Genomic DNA, 20,908 nt, shown 5'->3' with positions numbered 1-20,908 from the left:
GAAACACCTTTTGCATCGTTATACCCGAACCGGCCCGTCGATGACGGTGATTCGCATCGCTCCCGGGGTGTGACGCCAAATCACTCCTTGAATGATGTCATTTATGACAGCACACTGGTGTCATGGATCTGAACAAGTACACCGCCCAACTACGCGAGAACCTCATCGCGGCCGCCGCGCTCGGCGATGAGAAGACGCAGTCGACGGCCGCCGCCCTGGCCGCGGCCACCGAGAACTCGGCGCGGCTGGTACTGCTGGCGGCGCTGTCCGAACTCGCCACCGAGGTGAGCGCCGCGGTCGGCGATCACACGGTGCACGTCTCCTACGGCGGCTCGGAAGCGCAGGTGGACGTGCGCAAAGCGGGCGGTCCCGAGGAGGAGCACCAGCCCACCTTCGAGGAGATGACCGGGGATATCAGCCGCGTGACACTGCGACTGGTCGAGCAGATCAAGTCCCGCGCGGAGGATGCCGCGGCACAGAGCGGGCAGTCGCTGAACTCGTGGATGGCGACTGCCGTGCAGGGTGCGCTGCGCGATCAGATGAAGAAGGGCGGCGCGGGCCGCTGGGATATGCCCCGCGATTCACGCCGCCCCAAGGACACCGACGCGCCCCGGGCCAAGGACACCAAGGACACCGAGGACCCGGCCAGCTGACACGAACCAGTACGGCCTGACTGACGCGAGTCAATGCGGCCGACTGACGCGAGTCAATGCGGCCTGACTAGCGCGAATCTGTGCGGCCTGACTGACGCGAATCTGTGCGCCGCGTTCAGTCCGTGACGCTGACCTGACCGTCCGTATCGATCTCGGTGCGGCAGTCGTGATCGGGCGCGTGCGCGAGCACCGTCGCCAGTACGCGCCGCCCCAGCGGCAGTACCCGCACCGTCACCGATCCGGTATTGGCGGCGTCCAATTCCCTTGTCGCCGCGTCGATCACACGCTTGCGCACCCATTCCGGGACGCCCGCGAAGCCACCGTCGTCGAGCAGTACGACCTCGACGCCCCGGGCGCGCGCACCGCGCGCCGCGCCACTGAGTTCATCGGTCATCAGCTGCGGCGCCCGCAGGCCGTCGCGCAGTTCCGCCTCGAGCAGGCGGCATTCCTCACGTTCGGCCGCGGTGAGTTCGGCCCCATCGGCAATGCGCTCCAGAATCGGGCGCGCCACCCGGTCCAGCCGGGCGAGCTGGCGGGTGCGTTCACTGTCGGCGGCGGCCATGGTGGCCTCGGAGGCGGCGCGCATCATGGCGTCCTCGCGCAGCAGTCGCAGTGAGCGCTGCATCGGGGCCATGACCATGCTGAAGACCGAGATCGCGGCCACGGTGCCGATCGGCACCAGCGAGCCGACCACGGTATTCGACTGCAGGTGCGCGGTCATACCGGCGACCAGCAGCACACCCGCGATCCCGGCCACACCGGCCCACGCCGTCCGGACCCGGCCGCGCAGCACCAGCACCGCGAGGACATAGGACGAGGCGAAGGCCGACCACACCGAGTGGTGCACGGTATCCGCCGACGGGGTCATGACGGTGAGCGCGGTGGCCACCGGTCCGGCCGCGGCGGCGAACAGGGCGAGCGGCAACGGCAGCGGATCCACCGGCACGACCACCACCAGCGCGCCCGCGCTCAGAATGAGCACGGTGCCGAGCAGGGCGGCCCACTGCGGTGATTCGCCGAAATTGCGAATCATGTACAGCGCGATGGTCGCTTCGAGAATCAGCAGGAACAGCCAGGCGGCGCGGCCGCGCAGGCCGAGCATATCGCGCAGGTCGAACCGCGAATCCAGTTCTGCCACATGGTAATCAGCGGGAACCATCGCCACCCCACACCAGTGTCACGGTAGTGCCCTCTCCCGGTTGGGATTCCACGAACGCGCTGCCGCCGGCCAGTTGCCGCATGCGGCCGAGAATGCTCATGGAGATGCCGAGCCGGTCCGCGGAGACCGCGGCGAGGTCGAAACCGGCTCCGTCATCGGTGAATACGATGCGAATACTGCCAGCGCTCACGGTGGCGGTGACAATGCGGCGCACCTCGCGACCGGGTAGCTGGGCATGTCGCAGACTGTTGCGCACCGCCTCGGCGAGCGCCGCGGCAATGGTGCTGGCCGCGTGCACCGGCATGCGCAGATCGTCGAAGCCCGGCCAGGTGCGGGTCGCGAAGCGCACCACGGGATTGATCTCGTGCACGGCGGCGCGCAGGAACAGCACCGCCGAACGCGCATCGAGCAGATCGGGATCGCGGTCGCTGCCGCGACATTCGTCGAGTTGTTCGAGGGTGCGCTCGGCTTGGCGGCGCAGCACATTCGACTGTGCGCCCGCCCGCGAGGCCTCCAGCAGGGTGGAGAGCACCGCATCGTGGATGAGCGCGGCGAAACGCGCGCGCTCGTGGTCACGGCCCTGCGCCGAGGCGGCGGCGGCCGCGCGGCGCGTGGCAATGGCCGATTCCCGGTCGACCCGCGCGGCCGCACCCGTGGCGGCGGTACCGCACCAGACGAACAGGGCCGCCAAACCCACTGCGCGCAGGAAGTTCTCGACCACCGAGTACGGCGTCACCGTGGCGACGGTGTAGATGATCGACAGCGCCACCGACGTGGAGGAGGCCACCAGATAGGCGACGGCCCAGCGCGGCGGCCAGGCCAGCACGGCCGCGATCACGGCCAGCGCCGCCACCCGGTACGGCCACACCGTGGTCGAATCCACCGAGTGGACTTCCAGCGCGAACGGCATGGTGGCCAGCGCGGCGAGGAAACTCAGTGCGGCACAACCGGATACGACCCGCACCGGGCCCGGTCCGGTAATGGCCGATATTACCGCCAGCACCGGGAACCAGCCGAAGGTCAGCACCACGGCGACCACTGTCCACCAGCCGGGGGCATGCCGCCCCTGTTCGGCGATCTCGGGCAATTCCATGGCGCAGACGATGATTCCGGCAATGCCGACGGAGATGCCGAGCCGGCGCATGATCCGGTCGTAGGCGGCGGTCGCCGGATCCTCCTGCGGCATCACCAGCGCGCGGCGCAGCCGTTGCAGGAATGCGGTGATCACGGACATCGGATGCTCGGCGGGCCGGGTGGCGAGCGTGCCGGTCGCGGTCATGCGTGCGGTTGCCGTTTTTCGGGGACGGGAAGCCACCCGTCCTCGACGGCCCGCTTGTACAGATCGGTCTTCGTGGGCGCCGGACGGCCGGCGTCGGCGTACTTCTGCCGGATGCGGCCGAGATAGTCGTTCACGGTCTGCTCCGACAGACCCGTCATGCGCGCCACTCGCGACGCCTTCTCACCGGAGGCGTAGAGCTGCAGCACCTGCTGCTGCCGCGGGCTCAACCCGACGTTCGACAGCTGCGGATCACCGTCGATGGCGGCCGCCCAATCGGTGGTCACCACCTGCTCGCCCTGTGCGGCGCGGCGCACGGCCGCCACCACGGTCGGCACATCCTCCGATTTCCGGACCACGCCCAGCACACCCGCCCGGGCGGCCTCGCGCACCATGAACGGATTGTCCGCACCGGTGAACACCAGCACCTCGATACCGCGTTCCCGCAGCGTGCGCACATTGTCGTCGGGCGATGATCCGTCGGCGAGCCGCAGATCCAATACCACCAGATCCAAGTGCGGCCCGGCGGACAACAGCTCCGCCACCGTCCCCGCGGTGATCACCAACTCCAGATCGGCCTCGGGCGCCAGCATGGCCGCCAGCCCGATTGCCACCGATTCATGATCCTCGACCAGCCCGATACGGCGTATCCCCGAATCCTGCGCCTGCACGCCGGCCCTCACCTCTTCTCAACTCCCGAATATTCGTATCGAGTATGACGGCAAGCCCACCGGATGCGTCAGCCACCAGAATTCGGGGGGAAGGCCGACTTCGGAACGAGTACAAAAAGACCGCCGGGCCCGTTCCGGGCGAACTGTCCGTACGCTCTACGCCATGAGCGAGAATCTGGAATCGGTGACTGCGCATTCAGGGGGCGGCGGGGGCACGGCTCGACTGCTCTCGGTGATGCTTTTCGGTATGGGGACATTGCATTTCGTGGCGCCGAAGCCGTTCGACGCCCTGATTCCCCCGCAGCTGCCGGGCTCTGCTCGGGCCTACACACTGGGTTCCGGAGTGGCCGAGCTCGCAGTGGCCGGGGCGCTCGCAGTGCCGAAGACCCGGCGGCTGGGCGGCGGACTCGCGCTGCTGCTGTTCCTCGCGGTGTTCCCGGGCAATCTGCAGATGACCTACGAATGGGTGCGCAGCGACAAGCCGCTGCCTTTGAAGGTCGGATCGATTCTGCGGCTGCCCCTGCAGATTCCGCTGATCCTGGCCGCCCGCAAGGTATATCGGCAGACCGCCCGGGGCTGATGCGCTTCAGGGCATGAGGTGCGCGGCCACGGTCGCGCCGAGTTCCCAGCAGCGCTGGACATCCTGCTTGGTCGGCGGGCCGGAGACCAGCACCGCGGCGGCGGCCTTCTCCCAGCCCAGCCCGGTAGTAATGCTCTCCACACCGCGTTCGGCGCCCTCGGTCCCCTGATTGCCGTGCATGTACATGCCGTAGGGCCGGCCTCGGGTCGAATCCAGGCAGGGGTAGTAGAAGGTGTCGAACGCGTGCTTGAGGGCCCCGGACATATAGCCGAGATTGGCCGGGGTGCCGAGGAGGTAGCCGTCGGCCGCGAGCACATCGCTCGCGGTCACCGCGAGTGCGGCCCGGCGCACCACCTCGACGCCGTCGATCTCCGGATCGGTGGCTCCGGCCACCACCGCCTCGAACATCTCCTGCATATGCGGCGACGGCGTGTGGTGAATCAGCAGCAGCTTCGGCACGACGTCGAGCCTAGCGCCGTGGTTCGCCTACGCCGGTCGCCGCAGCGGGTCAGTCCTGCTTCTCGGTGAAGAGCGACCGGTACTGCCCGTAGCCCTGCGCCTCGAGATCGTCGAGGTGGATGAACCGCAGCGCCGCCGAATTGATGCAGTACCGCAGGCCGCCCGCCTCGCGCGGGCCGTCGTTGAACACATGCCCGAGATGGCTGTCGCCGAGGGCCGAACGCGCCTCGGTGCGGATCATCAGATGACTGAGGTCGCGCTTCTCGACGACGGTCTCGGCCTCGATCGGCTTGGTGAAACTCGGCCAGCCCGAACCACTGTCGAACTTGTCGACCGAGGCGAACAAGGGCTCGCCGGACACCACATCCACATAGATTCCCGGCTCGTGGTTGTCCCAGTACTCGCCGGTGAACGCACGCTCGGTGCCGTTCTCCTGGGTGACGTGGAACTGCTCGGGTGAGAGCGCCGCCACCGCCGCGGGATTCCGGTTGTATTCCTGTGTCACTTGACCTCCTCAGATGGGCATCCGGTACAACCGGACCCTTGCCTCGGAAGTTCCCGCCGCACGGCAGGCGTCACACTTCGGTCACCTCTCGGCCAGCAGACCGTGGTTCGTCATGACATGACGCGAACGCTGCGGCCGTCGGCGCTGACCGTACTTCCGTAGGGGGAAATCGTTTCCGTGGCGCCGGTGCAGTCGGCATTGGCGTAGACGTAGGCCGTGGTGCCGGTGTCATTGTGAATCGTCACCGGGGGAACCAGATCGTCGTAGCAGCCGGTCGGATCCAGATAGACCCGGCCGTCGATGATCAATTGCCCGCCATCGTCGGCCGCGCCGACGCCGGCCATGCCCAGGGTCAAAATTCCGGCCACGATGAGCGTGGCCGGTAGTGCGACGAATCGTCGCATCAGCTTCTCCTTGTTTCAGCGAAAAGCGGCTTACAACAATTCGAGCCCGAACCGGCCTCGCGCAGTTACCTCCGCTGTCCCTCCAGGCTAGTCGGTCGTACCGCTGGCTTCGCCGATGAGTTCGGCAAGCACATCGACGGCATCCTGATTGCCGGTGGCGGCGAGCCGCCGCAGCTCGTCCATATCGTCGAATTCGATTGCCAGCTGCACGAGTTGGTCGGCGGCATCGTGGCTGCCGGCGGCGGCCAGCTGCCGCAATTCCTCCATATCGCCGCGCTCACCGGCGAGTTCGACAAGCTGATCGACCGCATCGGTATCGCCGGCGGCCGCCCTACTGCGAAGGTTCATCAGTTCGGAATCAGTCATGCCGGCCACAGTATCGGCGAGGGGTGACACCTCACGCGCAACGACCCACCGGGCGCGCGATGCCCGGCGGGTCGTTGTGGTGGTTCGCTACCGGCGCTGGTGGCGGCGGAGCACCGTGGAGGCGGCCGAGGCGATGAGCGACAGCGCCGCGATGGCCGCGAAGGCGAAGTGGTAGCCGGAAATCGGCTCCCATCCGGATGCCGTTGCGCGGGAAAGGATTACCGCGATCGCGGCCACGCCGACCGCGCCGCCGACACGCTGCAGGATATTGACGAAGGCCGCGGCATCGGGCAGTTGATCGTGGCGGACGGAGGCGTAGGCCGCCGATATCAGCGGGATGCCCGACAGTGCGGTGAATACACCCGCCGCGAACAGCAGCATCTCCATCAGGAAGGTATCGGCATCGATCGGGAGGAAGGCGAACGGGAGCACGGTCAGCGCCACCCCGAGGTTGCCGCCCACCGCGATGACACCGCCGCCGAAGCGGTCCGCCAGGCGGCCGCCGAGCGGAAGGGTGACAACGCCGCCCGCACCGAAGGCGATCAGCAGTACGCCGGTGCGAATCAGTCCGTCACCGTGCAGCACCTGGAAGTACAACGGCAGCAACACCATCACGCTGAACATGGACGCACCCGCGAAGAAGCTCGCGGCGTTCGCGGCCGCGAAGACCCGGTTCTTGAACATGCGAACGTCGAGCAGCGGCCGGCTGCTGCTGATCGTGCGCGCGATGAATCCGGCGAGCGCGGCCAGGCCGAGCAGGACCGGCAGCCATACCGAGAGCGCGGTGAACGAGCCGTCGATACCGATTTCCGACAGGCCGTAGACCACGGCCGACACTCCCCCACCGCCGAGAATCAGGCCGAGCACATCCAGGCGCTGCGCCGGTGCGCCGCCCTGCAGCGGCAGATACCGCAATCCGAGGGCGATGCCGATCAGGCCCAGCGGAATATTGATGAGGAACAGCCACTGCCAGCTCCAATTCGCCAGCATGAGACCACCGATGGTCGGCCCGATGGCGGGCGCGCCCACCACGGCGATGCCGACCACGCCCATGACCCGGCCCATGCGCTTGGGTCCGGCGGCCTGGCCGAGGATGGTCTGACCGGCCGGAATCATGACTCCGGCGGCGAGCCCCTGCAGTACGCGCAGCGCGATCAACCATTCCGCCGACCCGGCCAGCGCACAGGCGGCCGAGGTGAGGGTGAAGGCGAGCAGTGCGCCGATCCACAGCCGGCCCACGCCGACGCGCCGCGCCAGCCAGCCGCAGACGGTGAGCGAAACACCAAGGGCGAGTAGGTATCCGCTGGCCACCCATTGAATCGTGGCAAGCGAGCTGTGCAGATCCGCACCGATGGTGTGCAGGCCGATATTGACCAGTGAGGTATCGAGCATGCCCATGATCGCGCCGAACACCACGACGGCGGCGGTGCGCCAGACGTGCGCGGGGATCTTGTCGGAGGCCTCGGGGGCATTCGGGTCGGGGGCAATGGCATTCGGGGCGTTGGGAGCGCTGGCATCCGTGCGCGGCTGCGACATCGGACCCCTCCTTCAGTTGTGATTGAGCTTCTCAATTGCAGATACTAACAATGATTGAGTTCCTCAACAATAGATATAATCCGCAGGTGACCGAAAACCGCGAGTACCACCCCCGGGGCCTGCTGCGCTACCCGACGTACGCACTGGGCAAGCTGCACAAGGCCATGCACACCGAGCTTGATACGCCGCTGCGCGAGCACTGGGTACTGACCTACCTCGAGGAGAGCGGCGACATCACGCAGCAGGAAATGGCGAATGCGCTGGCCATCGACCGCAGCGAAGTGGTCCGGCTGATCGACAGCCTGGAGAAGGCGGGCCTGGTCACCCGCACCCGGGACGCCGACGACCGGCGCAAATACCGGCTGACCATCACCGCCTCGGGACGCAAACTGCGCGAGGAGGTCGGCGCGCGCGTCGATGCGGCGACCGATGTGCTGCTGCAGCGGCTCACCCCGGCGGAACGCACTACGCTGCACCGGCTTTCGCTCAAGGCCCTGGGTTACGACCTCGACGAGCTCTGAGCTGCCGGACCCGGCCGCCGGTGACGCGGTTCCCGGCCGCAGGCCGGACCGCTACCGTGGGCTGGTGCCTTCCCGACCGCGACTACCCCGACTACCTCAGCTGACCCCTGCGCACGATGCGCATCGCGGGTATTCGCAGCACGAGATTCTCGACGAGTTGCGCAGGCTGATCCTCGAGGGCAATCTGCCGCCGGGGACCGGTATGCCGCTGGGGGAATTGGCCCGGCAGTTCGGGGTCAGCGCGATTCCGGTGCGGGAGTCGCTGCAGACCCTGATCGGCGAGGGGCTCGTCGAGCACAAGACGAACTTCGGATATCAGGTGACGCTGTTGACGGCGGCCGAGCTGCGCGAGCTGTATGTCGTGCGGGAGAGCCTGGAGGCCGCGGCGCTGGCCGCCGCCGTGCACCAGGCCACGACGGCCGATCACGAGCTCGCCCGGGAGATCCATGCCCGGCTGGAACGGGCGATTCTCACCGAGAACGCCCTGGCCTATCACCGGGAGACGCGGAACTTCCATCTCGCGCTGGTGCGGCCGTCCGGTATGCCGCGGGTGGTGCACATGCTCGAATACGCCTGGAATATCACCGAACCGGTGCAGCCCATGGTGCACGCCAGCACGGCCGATCGGGTGGTGCTGCACGCCGATCACAGTAAGCAGCTCGCGGCCTTCCTGGCTCGCGATTCCGACGCGCTGCTGGCGGCCACGGGTGCGCATCACACGCGGCTCAACGGAGTACTCTCGCGACTGCCCACCGATACCGGACTTTTTGCGGATTCGGCCGGTCAGAAAGATATATAGTTTCAGCAACAACCGGGCAATACCCGCTCGATAGCATCGCGAACACCTTTGTTTCCGAAGGTCGGACCTATGAGATCGGATGTGCGACGTGCCTGACAGGAATCCGCGGCGCGGCAGCTGGCGGATCAGCGGCACGATCGCGACGGCCGGCACACTCGCCGCCGTGTTCCCGATGCCGGTCTCCGGCAAGATCAGCGGTATGCACCCGTCCGGCCCCGTATTCGAAACTCGGTGAGATCCATGCGAATTCGAGTCATCAATCCCAATACCACCGCGGCCATGACCGATCTGGCCGCGGCCGCCGCCCGGGCGGTGGCCGCACCCGGGACCGTGATCGAGGGCATTACCCCGACCATGGGTCCGGCCTCCATCGAAAGCCATTACGACGAAGCGCTTTCCATCCCCGGCCTGCTCACCGAGATCGCCCGTGGTGAGGCGGAGGGCGTGGACGGCTATGTGATCTCCTGTTTCGGTGATCCCGGCCTGGATGCGGCGCGCGAGCTGGCCCGCGGGCCGGTGATCGGCATCGCCGAGGCCGCCATGCAGGCCGCGAGCCATCTCGGGCGCGGCTTCAGCGTGGTGACCACCCTGGCCCGTACCTCCGGCCGGGCCGCGGAGCTGGCCGAACGCTACGGCATGCAGCGGTTCTGCCTCGGCATTCACGCCTGCGAGATTCCGGTGCTGGAGCTGGAGGACCCCAAGGCGCGCACGGTGATCGTGGATGCCTGCCGGGAGGCCGTGCACACGGACAATTCCGATGCCATCGTGCTGGGCTGCGCGGGCATGGCGGATCTGTGCGAATACCTGACCCGCGAGGTCGGCGTACCGGTGATCGACGGTGTCGCCGCGGCCACGCTGACCGTGCAGTCGCTGGTCACCATGGGACTGCGTAAATCCGGGCGCGGGGAGTACGCGACCCCGCTGCCCAAGCACTACACCGGCCTGCTGGCCGGATTCTCCACCGATGCCGAGGAGGCGCGTTCGTGACCCTGCCCCCGTATGTACTGGGCAATATCGAGGGCCGCCTGCAGGCCGTCGATTCCGAGTTGGCACAGCGATACCCGGGCGATCGGGCGGGTCAGCCGATCCACACCGTCTATGTGAGCGCGGCCGACGCCACCCCCGAGCTCCCGCGCGAATGGGGTGCGACGGCAATCGAATTGGCCGGGAAGCACAGTGCGGTGCTGACCGAATTGGCCGGCGGCGAGGTGCTGTCGCGGGCGCTCACCGCGCTGCGCTGGCGGCCGATCCAGGATTTGCGCCTGGATTTCGAGGACGGCTACGGCACGCGTGGCGATGCGGTGGAGGATCGCGACGCACTGCGCGCGGGCGCCGTGCTCGCCGCACTGCCCGCCGAGGTGGTCTCCCGCGGCATTCGCACGAAGGGTCTCACCACGCTCGAATGGGCGCGCGCCGTGCGCACTCTGGAGAAGGTGCTCGAGGGCGCGGGCGGGGTGCCGACCGGATTCGTCTTCACCATTCCGAAGATTCGCTCGGCCGATCAGGCCGAGGCGGCCGTACTGCTGTGTCAGGCAATCGAATCCGCGCACGGGCTGCCCGAGCAGTCGCTGAAGTTCGAGCTGCAGATCGAGAGTCCGCAGGCCGTCATCGCCGCCGACGGCACCGCGACGGTGGCGCAGGCCATTCACCGCTCGGCCGGACGCTGCACCGGATTGCACTACGGCACATACGATTACAGTGCGGCCTGCGGTATCGCACCGCAGTTCCAGTCGCTGGAACATCCGGTGGCCGATCACGCCAAGGCGGTCATGCAGGCCGCCGCCGCGCAGACCGGCGTATGGGTGTGCGACGGCTCGACCCAGGTACTGCCCATGGGCACCGATGACGAAGTGCGCGCGGCCCTGGCCCGGCACTATCGCCTGGTCACCCGCTCGCTGGAGCGCGGCTACTACCAGGGCTGGGATATGGGCGCCGGGCATCTGGCCACCCGCTGGCTGGCCACCTTCGCCTTCTACCGCACCGCACTGGAGGTGGCCGCGCCGCGCATCGGCCGCTACCTGGATCGCCAGGGCGGCGCGGTGGTCGACGAACCCGCCACCGCCCAGGCCCTCGCGACCGTGGTGCTGCGCGGATTGGATTGCGGCGCTTTCGATCCCGACGAAGTGACGGCGCTTATACCGGCCGCCACCGTCGATGTTCTACATCAGTTGCGAGAGAGGAAGATGCCGTCGCTATGACCGCAGATACGACTGATTTCACCCTCCTGCCCGATCTGGCCGTCCGCTCCCTCGGCGGTGCGGTGATCTGGGCCAATGACGAATCCTTCGCGGAGAAGGAGAATTTGGTCCGGCCGGAGGATTCCACCTATCAGCCCGCGACCTTCGGTCACAAGGGCCAGGTGTACGACGGGTGGGAGACCCGGCGGCGGCGCGACGAGGCCGGGGATGCCCCGGAACCCGATGATTGCGACACCGCCATTGTGCGGCTGGGTGTGCCCGGCGTGATCGCGGGCATCGTGGTCGACACCGCCTGGTTCAAGGGCAATTACCCGCCCGAGGTTTCCGTGGAAGCCATTGCGGTGCAGGGTTATCCGGCCGCAGCAGAGATTGCCGCGCTGGACGGCTGGACCACCATTGTCGAGCGCAGCGCGGTCGGCGGTGACAGCCGCAATCCGTTCACCGTCGATTCGAAGCGCCGGTTCACCCATGTGCGCCTGCGCATGTTCCCGGACGGCGGCGTCGCCCGGCTGCGGGTGCACGGTGTGGCCACACCCGATCTGCGCTGGCTGGATTCGGGCCCGTTCGATCTGGCCGCGCTGGAAAACGGTGGCCTGGTGGCGGATTGCTCCAATCGCTTCTATTCGCATCCGCAGAATGTGCTGCTGCCCGGGCGAGCACAGTCCATGGGCGGCGGCTGGGAGACCGCGCGCCGCCGCGACAAGGACAATGACTGGGTGCTGGTGCGGCTGGCGGGCGAGGGCGTGCTCACCATGGCCGAGATCGACACCTCGTACTTCCTGTTCAACAGCCCGGGGGCAGCCGCACTCACCGGTATTCGCGCCGACGGCTCCGAGGTGGAGTTGTTGCCGCGCACCGTGATCCGGCCCGATACCCGGCACCGGTTCGCCATCGACTCGGACGCGGCGGTGGTCGAGGTGCGGCTGGACGCCTTCCCCGACGGCGGCCTCGCGCGACTTCGCCTGTACGGCAACCTCACCGACGGCGCGCGGGCGCGGCTGGCGGCGGAGCAGGAGGACAACGCATGAGCGACTTCGATTCGGACTACCCCCGGGATATGGTCGGCTACGGCCCGAACCCGCCGCATCCGCAATGGCCCGGCAATGCCAATATCGCGGTCAATTTCGTCCTCAATTACGAGGAGGGCGGCGAGAACAATGTGCTCGACGGGGACGAGGGGTCGGAGACCTTCCTCTCGGATATCGTTCCGGCCCAGTCGTTCCCGAACCGGCACCTGTCGATGGAGTCCATCTACGAGTACGGCTCACGTGCCGGGCTCTGGCGGGTGCTGCGCATGTTCGAGCAGCGCGATATCCCGCTGACCATCTTCGGGGTGGCACGGGCGCTGGAGCGCAATCCGGAGGCGGTCGCGGCCTTCCAGCGACTCGGCCACGAGATCGCCTGTCACGGGCTGCGCTGGATCTCGTATCAGTCGGTCGATCCGGAGATCGAGCGCGAGCACATGAAGGAGGCGGTGAGCATCATTACCCGTCTCTTCGGTGCGCCGCCGCAGGGCTGGTACACCGGTCGCGATTCACCCCAGACCCGCGAACTGGTCGTCGAGCACGGCGGTTTCGCCTACGACTCCGACTCCTACGCCGATGATCTGCCGTACTGGGTGAAGGTGGGCGCCAACGATCAGCTCGTCATCCCGTACACCCTCGAAACCAACGACATGCGCTTCTCCTCCCCCGCCGGTTTCGCCAACGGTGACGAGTTCTACGCCTACCTCCGCGACGCCTTCGACGTCCTCTACGCCGAGGGCGAAGCGGGCGCCCCCAAGATGCTGTCCGTAGGCCTGCACTGCCGCATCGCCGGAAAGCCCGCCCGCGCAAAGTCTCTGGAGCGTTTCCTGGACTACGTGCAATCCCACGACAAGGTCTGGCTCACCCGCCGCATCGATATCGCCGACCACTGGCGCAAGGTGCACCCGGCGCGCTGACCGGTGCGCCGTGAGTGAGAGATGAGTGTGGCCCGGAACCGTACGGTTCCGGGCCACCGTCGTCGTTGCGGGGATCGACCGAAATTCGCTGGCCCGCTGTGAGTGTGGATCCCGGCCACAAGCATGCCGGGATGACGGGGGTAGCTGCGCCCGAAATGACCGGGGACGCTGCGCCCGAAATGACCGGGGACGCTGCGCCCGAAATGACCGGGGACGCTGCGCCCGAAATGACCGGGGACGCTGCGCCTGGAATGACTGGGACTGCTGGGTCCGAATGAGTGGCTCCGGCCCGGCGGGCTCAGCCGGTCTGCGTGGTGCGTTCCTGGCGTTCGAGTTCGACTGCGCGGCGCATGATTTCGCGGGCGCGGGTGCGGTCGCCGGCGTAGTCGTAGGCGCGGGCGGCGCGGTAGTTGCTGCGCCAGTTGTCGGGGTCGGCTTCCCATTCGGTTTTGACCTGCTCGAAGAGCTGGTCGGCGGCGGCACGTTCCAGGCGGCCGGAGGGGCGGCGCGGGAGGTCGGAGGTGTCCAGTTCCAGGCCCTCGGCGTGGATGCGGCGGGCCAGATGCTGGTGGGCGAAGGCGGCGCGGACGCTGGAGGCGACCACCCAGACGCCGAGCAGCGGCAGCAGGAAGACGCCGACGCCGAGGATCGCCGCGGGGATGGAGCCCGAGGCGATGAGGCTGACGGCAATGCGGCCCAGCAGGATGAAGTAGAACCCGAGCACCAGCACCAGGGCCGCGATGAAGGCGACCCGCTTGCCGACCTCGCGGGTGTTGTTCTCCGGGGTGGTGCTCACAGGTCCAGCAGTGGGTCGATGCCCACGGTCAGGCCGGGGCGCAGCGGGGTCTTGCGCACACCGAGCAGTACACCGGGGACAAACGAGGTGCGGTCCATGGAGTCGTGTCGAATGGTGAGGGTCTCACCCTGCGTACCGAAGAGCACCTCTTGATGCGCGACCAGACCGGCCAGGCGCACCGAGTGCACGCGCACACCGTCGACATCGGCGCCGCGCGCACCCTCGAGCTCATCGACGGTGGCATCGGGGCTGCGGCCGACACCGGCTTTCTCCCGGGCTGCGGCAATGATCCCGGCGGTGCGGTAGGCGGTGCCGGACGGCGCGTCCAGCTTGTTCGGGTGGTGCAGTTCGATGACCTCGACAGAGTCGAACCAGCGGGCCGCCTGCTCGGCGAAGCGCATGGACAGCACCGCGCCGATGGCGAAGTTGGGGGCGATGAGCACGCCGACCTCGGGCTTGGCGGCAATCCAGTCGCGCACCTGGCCGAGCCGCTCGGCATCGAATCCGGTGGTACCGACCACGGCGTGAATACCGTTCTCCACCAGCCACTTCAGGTTCGGCATCACGACGCCGGGGCTGGTGAAGTCGACCACGACCTCGGTACCGGCGGCGGTGAAGGTCTCCAGGGCGTCATCCTTGTCGACCTGGGCCACGAGCTCCAGATCGGCGGCCGCCTCGACACCCGCGCAGATCGCCTGCCCGACCTTGCCGCGCGCTCCGAGTACACCCACCCGGATCCGGTTCGTGGTCACCACGTCTCCTCACATACTTCGCCTGGACAACCCCAACGGGTCTCGCCTGAGCCTATCGGGTCGCTGTACAGCGCTGCGGAACCCCCGTGACGTGCCGGATCGGGGCGGGCGAGCTACCCAATGGCAAATGTTCAGGTCGTGGTCAACTCACGGTCGGATAGGCGCGGTATTGATCCCTGGTGAGAATTAGCCGCAATACCCCGAGCGCGCTCGTCGCCGTTGCCGTGTGCGCCGCTGCCCTTGCCGCCTGCTCCTCCTCCGGCTCCGGTGCGGACTTCACCGCGAGCAAGGATCAGCCGCTGGTGATCTCCCTGGACGATCTGCTGGCCAAGACCGGCGGCAGCGCGGCGGTGGCGATCGCGGATCCGCAGCACGGCGCCGTGAGCCGGCGCACCGACGGCGCCCTCGTCTACACCCCCGCCGCCGGATACACCGGCTCCGACAGCATTACCGTCACCACCACCGATGCGGTGCGACTGTTCACCACCGACATTCCCCCGCTCGGCACCTTCGGCGGAGTTACCGTGCAGGCCAGCGGATTCGGTTCCGCGCTCGCGCCGGTGCCGGGATCGAAGGACGAGTTCTACGGGCTCACCGACCGCGGCCCGAATGTGGACGGCAAGGGCAAGAACGAGAAGCTGGCCGCCGTACCGGATTTCACACCGTCCATCGCCAAGTTCAAGCTGGTCGGCACCCGGGCCGTCGTGGAATCCACTCTCGCGCTGAAGAATCCGGTGGGGCAGCCGTTCAATGGCCTGGTCGACACCGCCGCCTCCACCGGTGAGACCATACGCGACCTCGACGGGAATGTGCTGCCCGCCACCGATCACGGCATCGACAGCGAGGGCCTGGTGGCGCTGCCCGACGGCACCTTCTGGGTCTCCGACGAATACGGCCCGTTCCTGGTGCACTTCAATGCCAAGGGCAGTGAGCTGGAGCGACTCGCACCGGGACGCGGTCTGCCGCAGGAGCTTTCGCTGCGCACACCGAATCAGGGCATGGAGGGCCTCACCATCACCCCGGACGGGAACACGCTGGTGGGCATCATCCAGAGCGGTCTGAGCGCGCCCGGCGTGAGCTCCTCCCGCGAGGTGCCGATGACCCGCATCGTGATGGTGGATCTGAAGTCCCGGGCGGTCAAGGAGCTGGTCTACCCGCTGGAGGATCCCAAGGAGAAGCTCGCCGTCTCCGAGATCACCGCGCTGAGCAATACCACCTTCGTCGTCGACGAGCGCGACGGCAACAAGGCGCCCAAGGCGAACAAGAAGCTGTGGACCATCGATATCAGCGGCGCCACCGATGTCGGGCCGCAGGCGAATGTGCCCGGTGCGCAATATGATTCGAAGAACGGCCTGCTGGTCGACGGTAAGCCGCTCGAAGCCTACGTCGGTACGGTACCCACCGCGGACGGTGTGGCCGCACTGCAGAAGGCGGGAATCACCCCGGTCACCAAGAAGTCCGGCCTCGACCTGGGCGGGCTGCTCGACGGACTGAACTCCGAGGGCAAGTTCTTCGGCCACGACAAGATCGAAGGCGTCGCCACGAACGACGGCGGCAAGACCCTCTACATCTCCGATGACAGCGATTTCGGGCTCGAGGGCGCGACCGGAGACAAGGCGCCCTTCGGCCTGAAGGCCAAGATGCTGCCGAACGGCGTTCAGGACTCCGGCGAGATTCTGCTGGTCGACACCACCAAACTGCCCGCCAAGAAACAGACCGTGACGATCAGCCTCACGGTGCACTGACCGCCACGCCCGAACTGCGACAGCGCTCACGACTGCGCCCGCCACGTTGATTCGTGGCGGGCGCAGTCATTTCCAGCGCGGCGATATCCCACGCAACCGTGTGACGATATCCCACGCGACCATGCCATGCGGTCCCACGCAACCGCGCGTGCAGCAGCGGTATCACGGAGCCGCGCGTGCAGCAGCGGTCTCACGGAGCCGCGCCGCGCAGTGCAGCGGATTACATTGCGGCTCAGTCGAAAACGATCACCTGACGCAGGGCGTGCCCTGCGGCCAGCTCGTCCATACCCGCATTGATGTCCTCCAGCCGGATGCGGGAGGAGACCAGGCGTTCGACCGGAAGCTTGCCCTCCCGCCACATGCGGACGTACTCGGGGATATCACGGGACGGGACCGCCGAGCCCAGGTAGCTGCCGATAATGGTGCGGCCCTGGGCAACCAGGCCCAGCGGCGAGATGCTGGCCATCGCATCGGGCGCGGGCAGGCCCACGGTGACGGTCTTGCCGCCGGTGGCGGTGGCGGCGACCGCGGTTTCGAAGGCCCGCACATTGCCGGCGGCCTCGATCACCACTTCGGCCTGGATGTGCTGATCGGCGATCTCCTGCGGCGTATAAGCCGCTGTCGCACCGAGTTCCAGGGCGATCTTCAATTTCTCCGGGACCGTATCGACGGCGATCACATCGCGGCCGGTGCCCTCCCGCAGTGCGGCCGCGACCAGTACGGCCGCCATTCCGACGCCGCCGAGCCCGACCACCATAATGCGATCCGCGGGTGTCGGCTGCGCCGAATTCAGCAGCGCCCCACCGCCGGTCAGCACCGCGCAGCCGAGGACGGCCGCGACGTCCGGCGGCACATCGTCGTCCACCGGCACCACCGAGTGGCGGTCGACCACGGCATGGGTGGCGAAAGCCGAGACCCCGAGGTGATGGTGCACCGGCTCACCGTCGCGCAGCAGCCGCCGTCCGCCGCTCATGAGCTCGCCCGAATTATTGGCCATACTGCCGGGCAGGCAGGGGGTACGGCCCTCGGTGGCGCAGCCGGAGCATTCGCCGCAGCGCGGCAGGAAGGTCATGACCACCCGCTGCCCGACGGCGATATCGCTCTCGCCCGGACCCACGGCCTCGACCCGGCCGGCGGCCTCGTGCCCGAGCAGCATGGGCACCGGGCGCACCCGATTTCCGTCCACCACCGACAGATCCGAGTGGCACAGTCCGGCCGCCTCGATCCGCACCAGCAACTCGCCGGGGTTGGGTTCACCCAGGTCGAGTTCGCTCACCGTAATCGGCTTCGACTCCGCAAAGGGTGCTGACGCCCCGATTCGTTCCAGGACAGCTCCACGAATCCTCATGGGCCCGACGCTACTCCACCGCACCGGTCACCCACAGCTCGCCAAACCTTCCCAGACAGTTCGAAATCTGCTTCGATGAGGACAAGATTAGGAGCACACATGAACAGCACTTCCCTCACCACGGGCAACCGTGCCCTCAACCGGGTGGTGACCGGGTTCTTCGGCAATGTCGCCCGCGCCTACGACACCGCGGCACTGCAGCAGGCGGTGTATCGCCCGCCGCAGGACCAGGTGGTTTCCGAGCTGCGGGCGGCCGGATCCCGCCGGATCGCCGATATCGGTTGCGGCACCGGCATTCTCACCTCGCGCATCGCTCGCGAACTGCATCCGGAGGTGACCTACGGCGTGGACGCCTCCACGGGCATGCTGGAGCAGGCCCGCGCCCGGTCCGCCGACGTGCACTGGCGGCACGCCGCCGCCGAACATCTTCCGCTCGGTGACGGTGAATTGGATGCGGTGGTCTCCACCAGCGCCTTTCACTTCTTCGATCATCCGGTGGCGCTGCGCGAATTCCATCGGGTGCTGGTTCCCGGCGGCCTGGTCGCCATTGCCACCATGCACCCGTCGGCGCCCACCGCCCGTCCGATCCAGCGCCTCACCCGCAGCCCCCTGTTCCCCGCGCACGCGCCGTCCCCCAGCGAGGTCCGGAAGCTGCTGGAGGATGCCGGGTTCGAACTGCAGGATCAGCGCAAGGTCGCGCGTCCCCTGCCGTCCTGGCTGATCCCGGACGTCATCACCATCGCGCGCCGGGTGTAATTTCCGGCCAGGCCCTGGTGCGAGCCCTTGCGGTCGCACCAGGACCCGAGTGTCACTTGCCCGGATCGTCTCCGCCGCGGAAGCAGACGGTCATCCGGCGTTTGTCCCAGACGACCCACACCGCGCCCTTGCCGTCGCGCGGGCAGCCCGCACCGCTGGTGGAGTCCTCCAGCACCGCGGTGGCCTGCACGATGTGATCGCCGGGTGTTCCGCAATCGACCTTCGACGGTTCGTCCATATGCGCTGTGTCGTAACAGACTCCGACGCGCCAGTCGAAGGCCAGGCACAGATGGTAGAGCTGCTTTCCGGAGCGATCCTTGCGGCTGGTCTCGAGTTTGAACAGCGGGCCGGCGCAGGGTTCCGGGCCGGTCTGCAGGACGCGGTAGTTCGCGTCGAGAGAAGTGCAGTCGGCGGGATCGGGCGAACCGGGCTTCCAGGTCGGGGCGCCGGAGGCATCGGTCGCGGCCTCCATCGGAACCTCGACGCAATCACCCGGCTTCAGCAGCGACATCGGATCCGGGGCAACGGGTTTGGCGCTGGTCGTGGGGGCCATCGAACCCGCCGGGACCAGGCCGGGCGCGGGCGGCACGGCGGTGCCGGCGACGGTGTCCCCCATCAGCACCGCCACCCCGGGCTGCACGCCAGCCGCCAAGGCCAGCCAGCCGGAAATGCCCAGCGCAAGGGTCACGAGCACCAGTGCGCGTTTGCCCCTGATGACGAGAAAACCCACGATCGCGGCCGAGAACAGCAGTGCCACTGCCACTTCGACGACAATCCAATGAATGCCCAGCGTCCCCACTACGATCCCCTACTCGTTACCGCTGCAAGCTATCGCACGGGACGATCCGGGGGCAATCCGACAGATCGGGTCGCGCTAGGTGGTGCGCTCCGGCAGGTTCTCCGCCGGGGCCGGTGGCCACTGCTCGGGCAGGATATTGGCGGGTTTGGTGGCGGGCGTCTCATTCCAGTCGAAGTGCACGCCGACCCAGGCCTTCGGGCGCTCGAAACTGACCTCTCTGGCATCGAAGACCGCGCGCCGGAAGGAGATCTCCCCGAAGAAGTCACCGCCTGCGAAAACCGCCGAGCGCCCGCCGAACACCGCATCGGCGAAGGACACCTTGCCGTGGTATTCGGCCCGGGAGAAGTTCACCTCCTGGGTGCGGCCGGACCGCCAGCGGGTACTGCCGCCGAGATGCGCGCAGTCGAAGGAGGTGGCCTCGGAGTAGAAGCGGGCGGAGGTGAAAACCAGTTTGGCGCCGAAGAATTCGGCGCCGGTGAAGGTCAGCCGATCACCGTCGAAAATGGCGCGCTCGAAGGAGGTCAGCTCGGCGGTGAACTTGGCATTGGCGAAACCGCTGCGTTCACCGGCGAATTTGGCGCGGGTGAACGCGGTGCGCGCACCGCCGAACTCCGCGCCGTCGAAGCTCACCGGACCACCGAAGGTGGCATCGATGAAAGTGGTTCCGGTACTGCCGCGTTCACCGCGCGCGACCCGCGCATGGCTGAAACGGGTCTGATCGAAGGAGGTGGTGGCGCCGCGGAACATGGCCCCGCGGAAGGTGACCCGCTTACCGAGGAAGGCCGCCTTCTCGAAACTGGTGGCGCGGCCGCCGGTGAACATGGCATTGCTGAAGCGGGTATTGCGCCCGGCGAAGACGGTGTAGCGGAAGTCGGCATTCTCGAAGGCGGCGTCGGAGAAGTCGAAATCGCAAGCGGACCAGGACACTTCGGCGGAGGTCCGCAGATGTTCGGTGATCACCCGCACGATGGTCTCGCGGACCTGCCGGTCGTTCTGCCGATAGTGGTACACCCGCTCGACCGCCGTCCCGGCATCCTCGATGCGCTGGGATTTGGAGACCAGATGGCTGGCGCCCTCGTCCGGCGCGTACGGCAGTCGCAGATATCCGCAGAGCACATCGACACACTGCTGCCGCCGCCCCCGGGCCGAGAACTCGTCCGCGACACCGGCCATGGCGTACACACCGGCAAGCCGCACCGCCACATCGGGATTGCCCAATTGGGTGGCCGCGGCGCCGAACACCTCGGCGAACCTGCCGCGCTCATTGTCGCGCTGCCGCCGATAGGCGACCACCAGCGCCACCGCGCCGCCCACGCCCGCAGTCACCGAGAGCGCGATCTTGGTGAGATCCACCTGATTCGGCGTCTCCGCCTTGGCGCCGAGCAGCTCCCACATCACCCACCAGGTGAGCGCCGCGATGGCCAGTCCACCCAGGACCGCGAACACCACCGACAGCAAGAGGGCCGACCGATGTACTGCCCGGTTCCACACTCCCCCGAACCTCCCCCACCACCGCATAGCGGAAGGATAGCGATCGCACCCGCACAACGCACGGCAAGCCCGGATTCCTGATCTCCGACAGGCCCTTTCGCCGCCCGGACCGAAAATGGCACCGCATTCGATCACGGTCCCGGGGCTGCGGC

The 20,908-nt window shown here is 67.6% G+C and carries 24 protein-coding genes; 11 read left to right on the top strand and 13 right to left on the bottom strand.

Annotated elements, in window-relative coordinates:
- Positions 1-122: 122 nt before the first annotated feature.
- Complete coding sequence (locus ABZX86_RS34065) at positions 123-653, top strand: hypothetical protein (protein WP_355129552.1); 531 nt, start codon at positions 123-125, stop codon at positions 651-653.
- A gap of 115 nt (positions 654-768) precedes the next feature.
- Here the strand turns inward: ABZX86_RS34065 and ABZX86_RS34060 are convergent, their stop codons facing one another.
- From ABZX86_RS34060 to ABZX86_RS34050, 3 genes are read right to left on the bottom strand one after another with little or no spacing between them, the layout of a single operon-like run.
- Positions 769-1,791, bottom strand: a complete 1,023-nt coding sequence (locus tag ABZX86_RS34060) for a hypothetical protein (protein WP_355129550.1) — start codon at positions 1,789-1,791, stop codon at positions 769-771.
- Positions 1,792-1,798: 7 nt separating this feature from the next.
- The gene (locus tag ABZX86_RS34055; protein WP_355129548.1) at positions 1,799-3,091 is read right to left on the bottom strand and encodes an ATP-binding protein; all 1,293 of its coding nucleotides are present in this window, start codon (positions 3,089-3,091) and stop codon (positions 1,799-1,801) included.
- Complete coding sequence (locus tag ABZX86_RS34050; RefSeq protein WP_355129546.1) at positions 3,088-3,759, bottom strand: response regulator transcription factor; 672 nt, start codon at positions 3,757-3,759, stop codon at positions 3,088-3,090. The genes ABZX86_RS34055 and ABZX86_RS34050 overlap by 4 nt, the downstream gene beginning before the upstream one ends.
- Positions 3,760-3,994: 235 nt before the next feature.
- On the opposite strand from ABZX86_RS34050, the gene ABZX86_RS34045 reads away from it, so the two are divergent.
- Positions 3,995-4,339 (top strand): hypothetical protein, encoded by a 345-nt coding sequence (locus tag ABZX86_RS34045; protein ID WP_355129723.1) that lies wholly within the window; start codon positions 3,995-3,997, stop codon positions 4,337-4,339.
- 6 nt (positions 4,340-4,345) lie between these two features.
- Here the strand turns inward: ABZX86_RS34045 and ABZX86_RS34040 are convergent, their stop codons facing one another.
- From ABZX86_RS34040 to ABZX86_RS34020, 5 genes are all read right to left on the bottom strand, one after another.
- Positions 4,346-4,798, bottom strand: coding sequence for a flavodoxin family protein (locus tag ABZX86_RS34040; protein ID WP_327144972.1), 453 nt, complete (start codon positions 4,796-4,798; stop codon positions 4,346-4,348).
- 49 nt (positions 4,799-4,847) lie between these two features.
- Entirely contained in the window at positions 4,848-5,303 is a 456-nt protein-coding gene (gene msrB, locus ABZX86_RS34035; protein ID WP_355129543.1) for a peptide-methionine (R)-S-oxide reductase MsrB, read from the bottom strand.
- A gap of 110 nt (positions 5,304-5,413) precedes the next feature.
- Positions 5,414-5,707: a hypothetical protein gene (locus ABZX86_RS34030; protein WP_355129541.1), complete on the bottom strand. Its 294-nt coding sequence runs from the start codon at positions 5,705-5,707 to the stop codon at positions 5,414-5,416.
- Positions 5,708-5,794: 87 nt separating this feature from the next.
- Positions 5,795-6,073, bottom strand: a complete 279-nt coding sequence (locus ABZX86_RS34025) for a hypothetical protein (protein ID WP_355129540.1) — start codon at positions 6,071-6,073, stop codon at positions 5,795-5,797.
- Positions 6,074-6,160: 87 nt separating this feature from the next.
- The gene (locus tag ABZX86_RS34020; RefSeq protein WP_355129538.1) at positions 6,161-7,609 is read right to left on the bottom strand and encodes a DHA2 family efflux MFS transporter permease subunit; all 1,449 of its coding nucleotides are present in this window, start codon (positions 7,607-7,609) and stop codon (positions 6,161-6,163) included.
- 86 nt (positions 7,610-7,695) lie between these two features.
- On the opposite strand from ABZX86_RS34020, the gene ABZX86_RS34015 reads away from it, so the two are divergent.
- The 7 genes from ABZX86_RS34015 to puuE all read left to right on the top strand — a co-directional run bounded on the left by ABZX86_RS34015 (position 7,696) and on the right by puuE (position 13,069).
- Positions 7,696-8,130, top strand: a complete 435-nt coding sequence (locus ABZX86_RS34015; protein ID WP_355129536.1) for a MarR family transcriptional regulator — start codon at positions 7,696-7,698, stop codon at positions 8,128-8,130.
- Positions 8,131-8,230: 100 nt separating this feature from the next.
- Positions 8,231-8,929 carry a GntR family transcriptional regulator gene (locus tag ABZX86_RS34010; protein ID WP_355129721.1) on the top strand — a complete coding sequence of 233 codons (699 nt, stop codon included), beginning with the start codon at positions 8,231-8,233 and terminating at the stop codon, positions 8,927-8,929.
- 88 nt (positions 8,930-9,017) lie between these two features.
- The gene (locus tag ABZX86_RS34005; RefSeq protein ID WP_355129534.1) at positions 9,018-9,164 is read left to right on the top strand and encodes a hypothetical protein; all 147 of its coding nucleotides are present in this window, start codon (positions 9,018-9,020) and stop codon (positions 9,162-9,164) included.
- A gap of 5 nt (positions 9,165-9,169) precedes the next feature.
- The gene (locus ABZX86_RS34000; protein ID WP_355129531.1) at positions 9,170-9,916 is read left to right on the top strand and encodes an aspartate/glutamate racemase family protein; all 747 of its coding nucleotides are present in this window, start codon (positions 9,170-9,172) and stop codon (positions 9,914-9,916) included.
- Complete coding sequence (locus tag ABZX86_RS33995; protein ID WP_355129529.1) at positions 9,913-11,127, top strand: aldolase/citrate lyase family protein; 1,215 nt, start codon at positions 9,913-9,915, stop codon at positions 11,125-11,127. The genes ABZX86_RS34000 and ABZX86_RS33995 overlap by 4 nt, the downstream gene beginning before the upstream one ends.
- Positions 11,124-12,155, top strand: a complete 1,032-nt coding sequence (gene alc, locus ABZX86_RS33990; RefSeq protein ID WP_355129527.1) for an allantoicase — start codon at positions 11,124-11,126, stop codon at positions 12,153-12,155. Before ABZX86_RS33995 ends, alc begins: the two co-directional genes overlap by 4 nt.
- Positions 12,152-13,069: an allantoinase PuuE gene (gene puuE, locus ABZX86_RS33985; protein WP_355129525.1), complete on the top strand. Its 918-nt coding sequence runs from the start codon at positions 12,152-12,154 to the stop codon at positions 13,067-13,069. Before alc ends, puuE begins: the two co-directional genes overlap by 4 nt.
- 298 nt (positions 13,070-13,367) lie before the next feature.
- Here puuE and ABZX86_RS33980 read toward each other — a convergent pair whose 3' ends face one another.
- Entirely contained in the window at positions 13,368-13,865 is a 498-nt protein-coding gene (locus ABZX86_RS33980; protein WP_355129524.1) for a hypothetical protein, read from the bottom strand.
- The gene (dapB, locus tag ABZX86_RS33975; protein ID WP_355129719.1) at positions 13,862-14,602 is read right to left on the bottom strand and encodes a 4-hydroxy-tetrahydrodipicolinate reductase; all 741 of its coding nucleotides are present in this window, start codon (positions 14,600-14,602) and stop codon (positions 13,862-13,864) included. The genes ABZX86_RS33980 and dapB overlap by 4 nt, the downstream gene beginning before the upstream one ends.
- A gap of 194 nt (positions 14,603-14,796) precedes the next feature.
- Here dapB and ABZX86_RS33970 point away from each other — a divergent pair, with 194 nt between their 5' ends.
- Positions 14,797-16,362 (top strand): esterase-like activity of phytase family protein, encoded by a 1,566-nt coding sequence (locus ABZX86_RS33970; RefSeq protein ID WP_355129522.1) that lies wholly within the window; start codon positions 14,797-14,799, stop codon positions 16,360-16,362.
- 232 nt (positions 16,363-16,594) lie between these two features.
- Here ABZX86_RS33970 and ABZX86_RS33965 read toward each other — a convergent pair whose 3' ends face one another.
- Complete coding sequence (locus tag ABZX86_RS33965) at positions 16,595-17,710, bottom strand: alcohol dehydrogenase catalytic domain-containing protein (protein ID WP_355129520.1); 1,116 nt, start codon at positions 17,708-17,710, stop codon at positions 16,595-16,597.
- Positions 17,711-17,809: 99 nt separating this feature from the next.
- Between ABZX86_RS33965 and ABZX86_RS33960 the strand changes: the two genes are divergently transcribed.
- On the top strand, positions 17,810-18,466 hold the full coding sequence (locus ABZX86_RS33960; RefSeq protein ID WP_355129518.1) for a methyltransferase domain-containing protein: 657 nt from the start codon (positions 17,810-17,812) through the stop codon (positions 18,464-18,466).
- Between the two features lie 52 nt (positions 18,467-18,518).
- Here the strand turns inward: ABZX86_RS33960 and ABZX86_RS33955 are convergent, their stop codons facing one another.
- Both ABZX86_RS33955 and ABZX86_RS33950 read right to left on the bottom strand, forming a co-directional pair.
- Positions 18,519-19,229 (bottom strand): hypothetical protein, encoded by a 711-nt coding sequence (locus tag ABZX86_RS33955; protein WP_355129516.1) that lies wholly within the window; start codon positions 19,227-19,229, stop codon positions 18,519-18,521.
- Positions 19,230-19,340: 111 nt separating this feature from the next.
- Positions 19,341-20,783: a pentapeptide repeat-containing protein gene (locus ABZX86_RS33950; protein WP_355129514.1), complete on the bottom strand. Its 1,443-nt coding sequence runs from the start codon at positions 20,781-20,783 to the stop codon at positions 19,341-19,343.
- Positions 20,784-20,908 lie beyond the last annotated feature (125 nt).

The sequence above is a fragment of the Nocardia sp. NPDC006630 genome (assembly GCF_040611495.1).
Lineage (GTDB): Bacteria > Actinomycetota > Actinomycetes > Mycobacteriales > Mycobacteriaceae > Nocardia.
The sequence above is the reverse complement of the archived record's forward strand: the minus strand, read 5'-3'. Positions and strand labels throughout refer to the sequence as shown.

Bases quoted from the DNA above. Each gene is read 5' to 3' on its own strand.
- ABZX86_RS34055 (WP_355129548.1), bottom strand. From the start codon at position 3,091: ATGACCGCGACCGGCACGCTCGCCACCCGGCCCGCCGAGCATCCGATG.
- ABZX86_RS34025 (WP_355129540.1), bottom strand. From the start codon at position 6,073: ATGACTGATTCCGAACTGATGAACCTTCGCAGTAGGGCGGCCGCCGGC.
- ABZX86_RS34045 (WP_355129723.1), top strand. From the start codon at position 3,995: ATGCTTTTCGGTATGGGGACATTGCATTTCGTGGCGCCGAAGCCGTTC.
- ABZX86_RS33950 (WP_355129514.1), bottom strand. From the start codon at position 20,783: ATGCGGTGGTGGGGGAGGTTCGGGGGAGTGTGGAACCGGGCAGTACAT.
- ABZX86_RS33965 (WP_355129520.1), bottom strand. From the start codon at position 17,710: ATGAGGATTCGTGGAGCTGTCCTGGAACGAATCGGGGCGTCAGCACCC.
- puuE (WP_355129525.1), top strand. From the start codon at position 12,152: ATGAGCGACTTCGATTCGGACTACCCCCGGGATATGGTCGGCTACGGC.
- ABZX86_RS34020 (WP_355129538.1), bottom strand. From the start codon at position 7,609: ATGTCGCAGCCGCGCACGGATGCCAGCGCTCCCAACGCCCCGAATGCC.
- ABZX86_RS34030 (WP_355129541.1), bottom strand. From the start codon at position 5,707: ATGCGACGATTCGTCGCACTACCGGCCACGCTCATCGTGGCCGGAATT.
- ABZX86_RS33960 (WP_355129518.1), top strand. From the start codon at position 17,810: ATGAACAGCACTTCCCTCACCACGGGCAACCGTGCCCTCAACCGGGTG.
- alc (WP_355129527.1), top strand. From the start codon at position 11,124: ATGACCGCAGATACGACTGATTTCACCCTCCTGCCCGATCTGGCCGTC.
- ABZX86_RS34000 (WP_355129531.1), top strand. From the start codon at position 9,170: ATGCGAATTCGAGTCATCAATCCCAATACCACCGCGGCCATGACCGAT.
- ABZX86_RS34065 (WP_355129552.1), top strand. From the start codon at position 123: ATGGATCTGAACAAGTACACCGCCCAACTACGCGAGAACCTCATCGCG.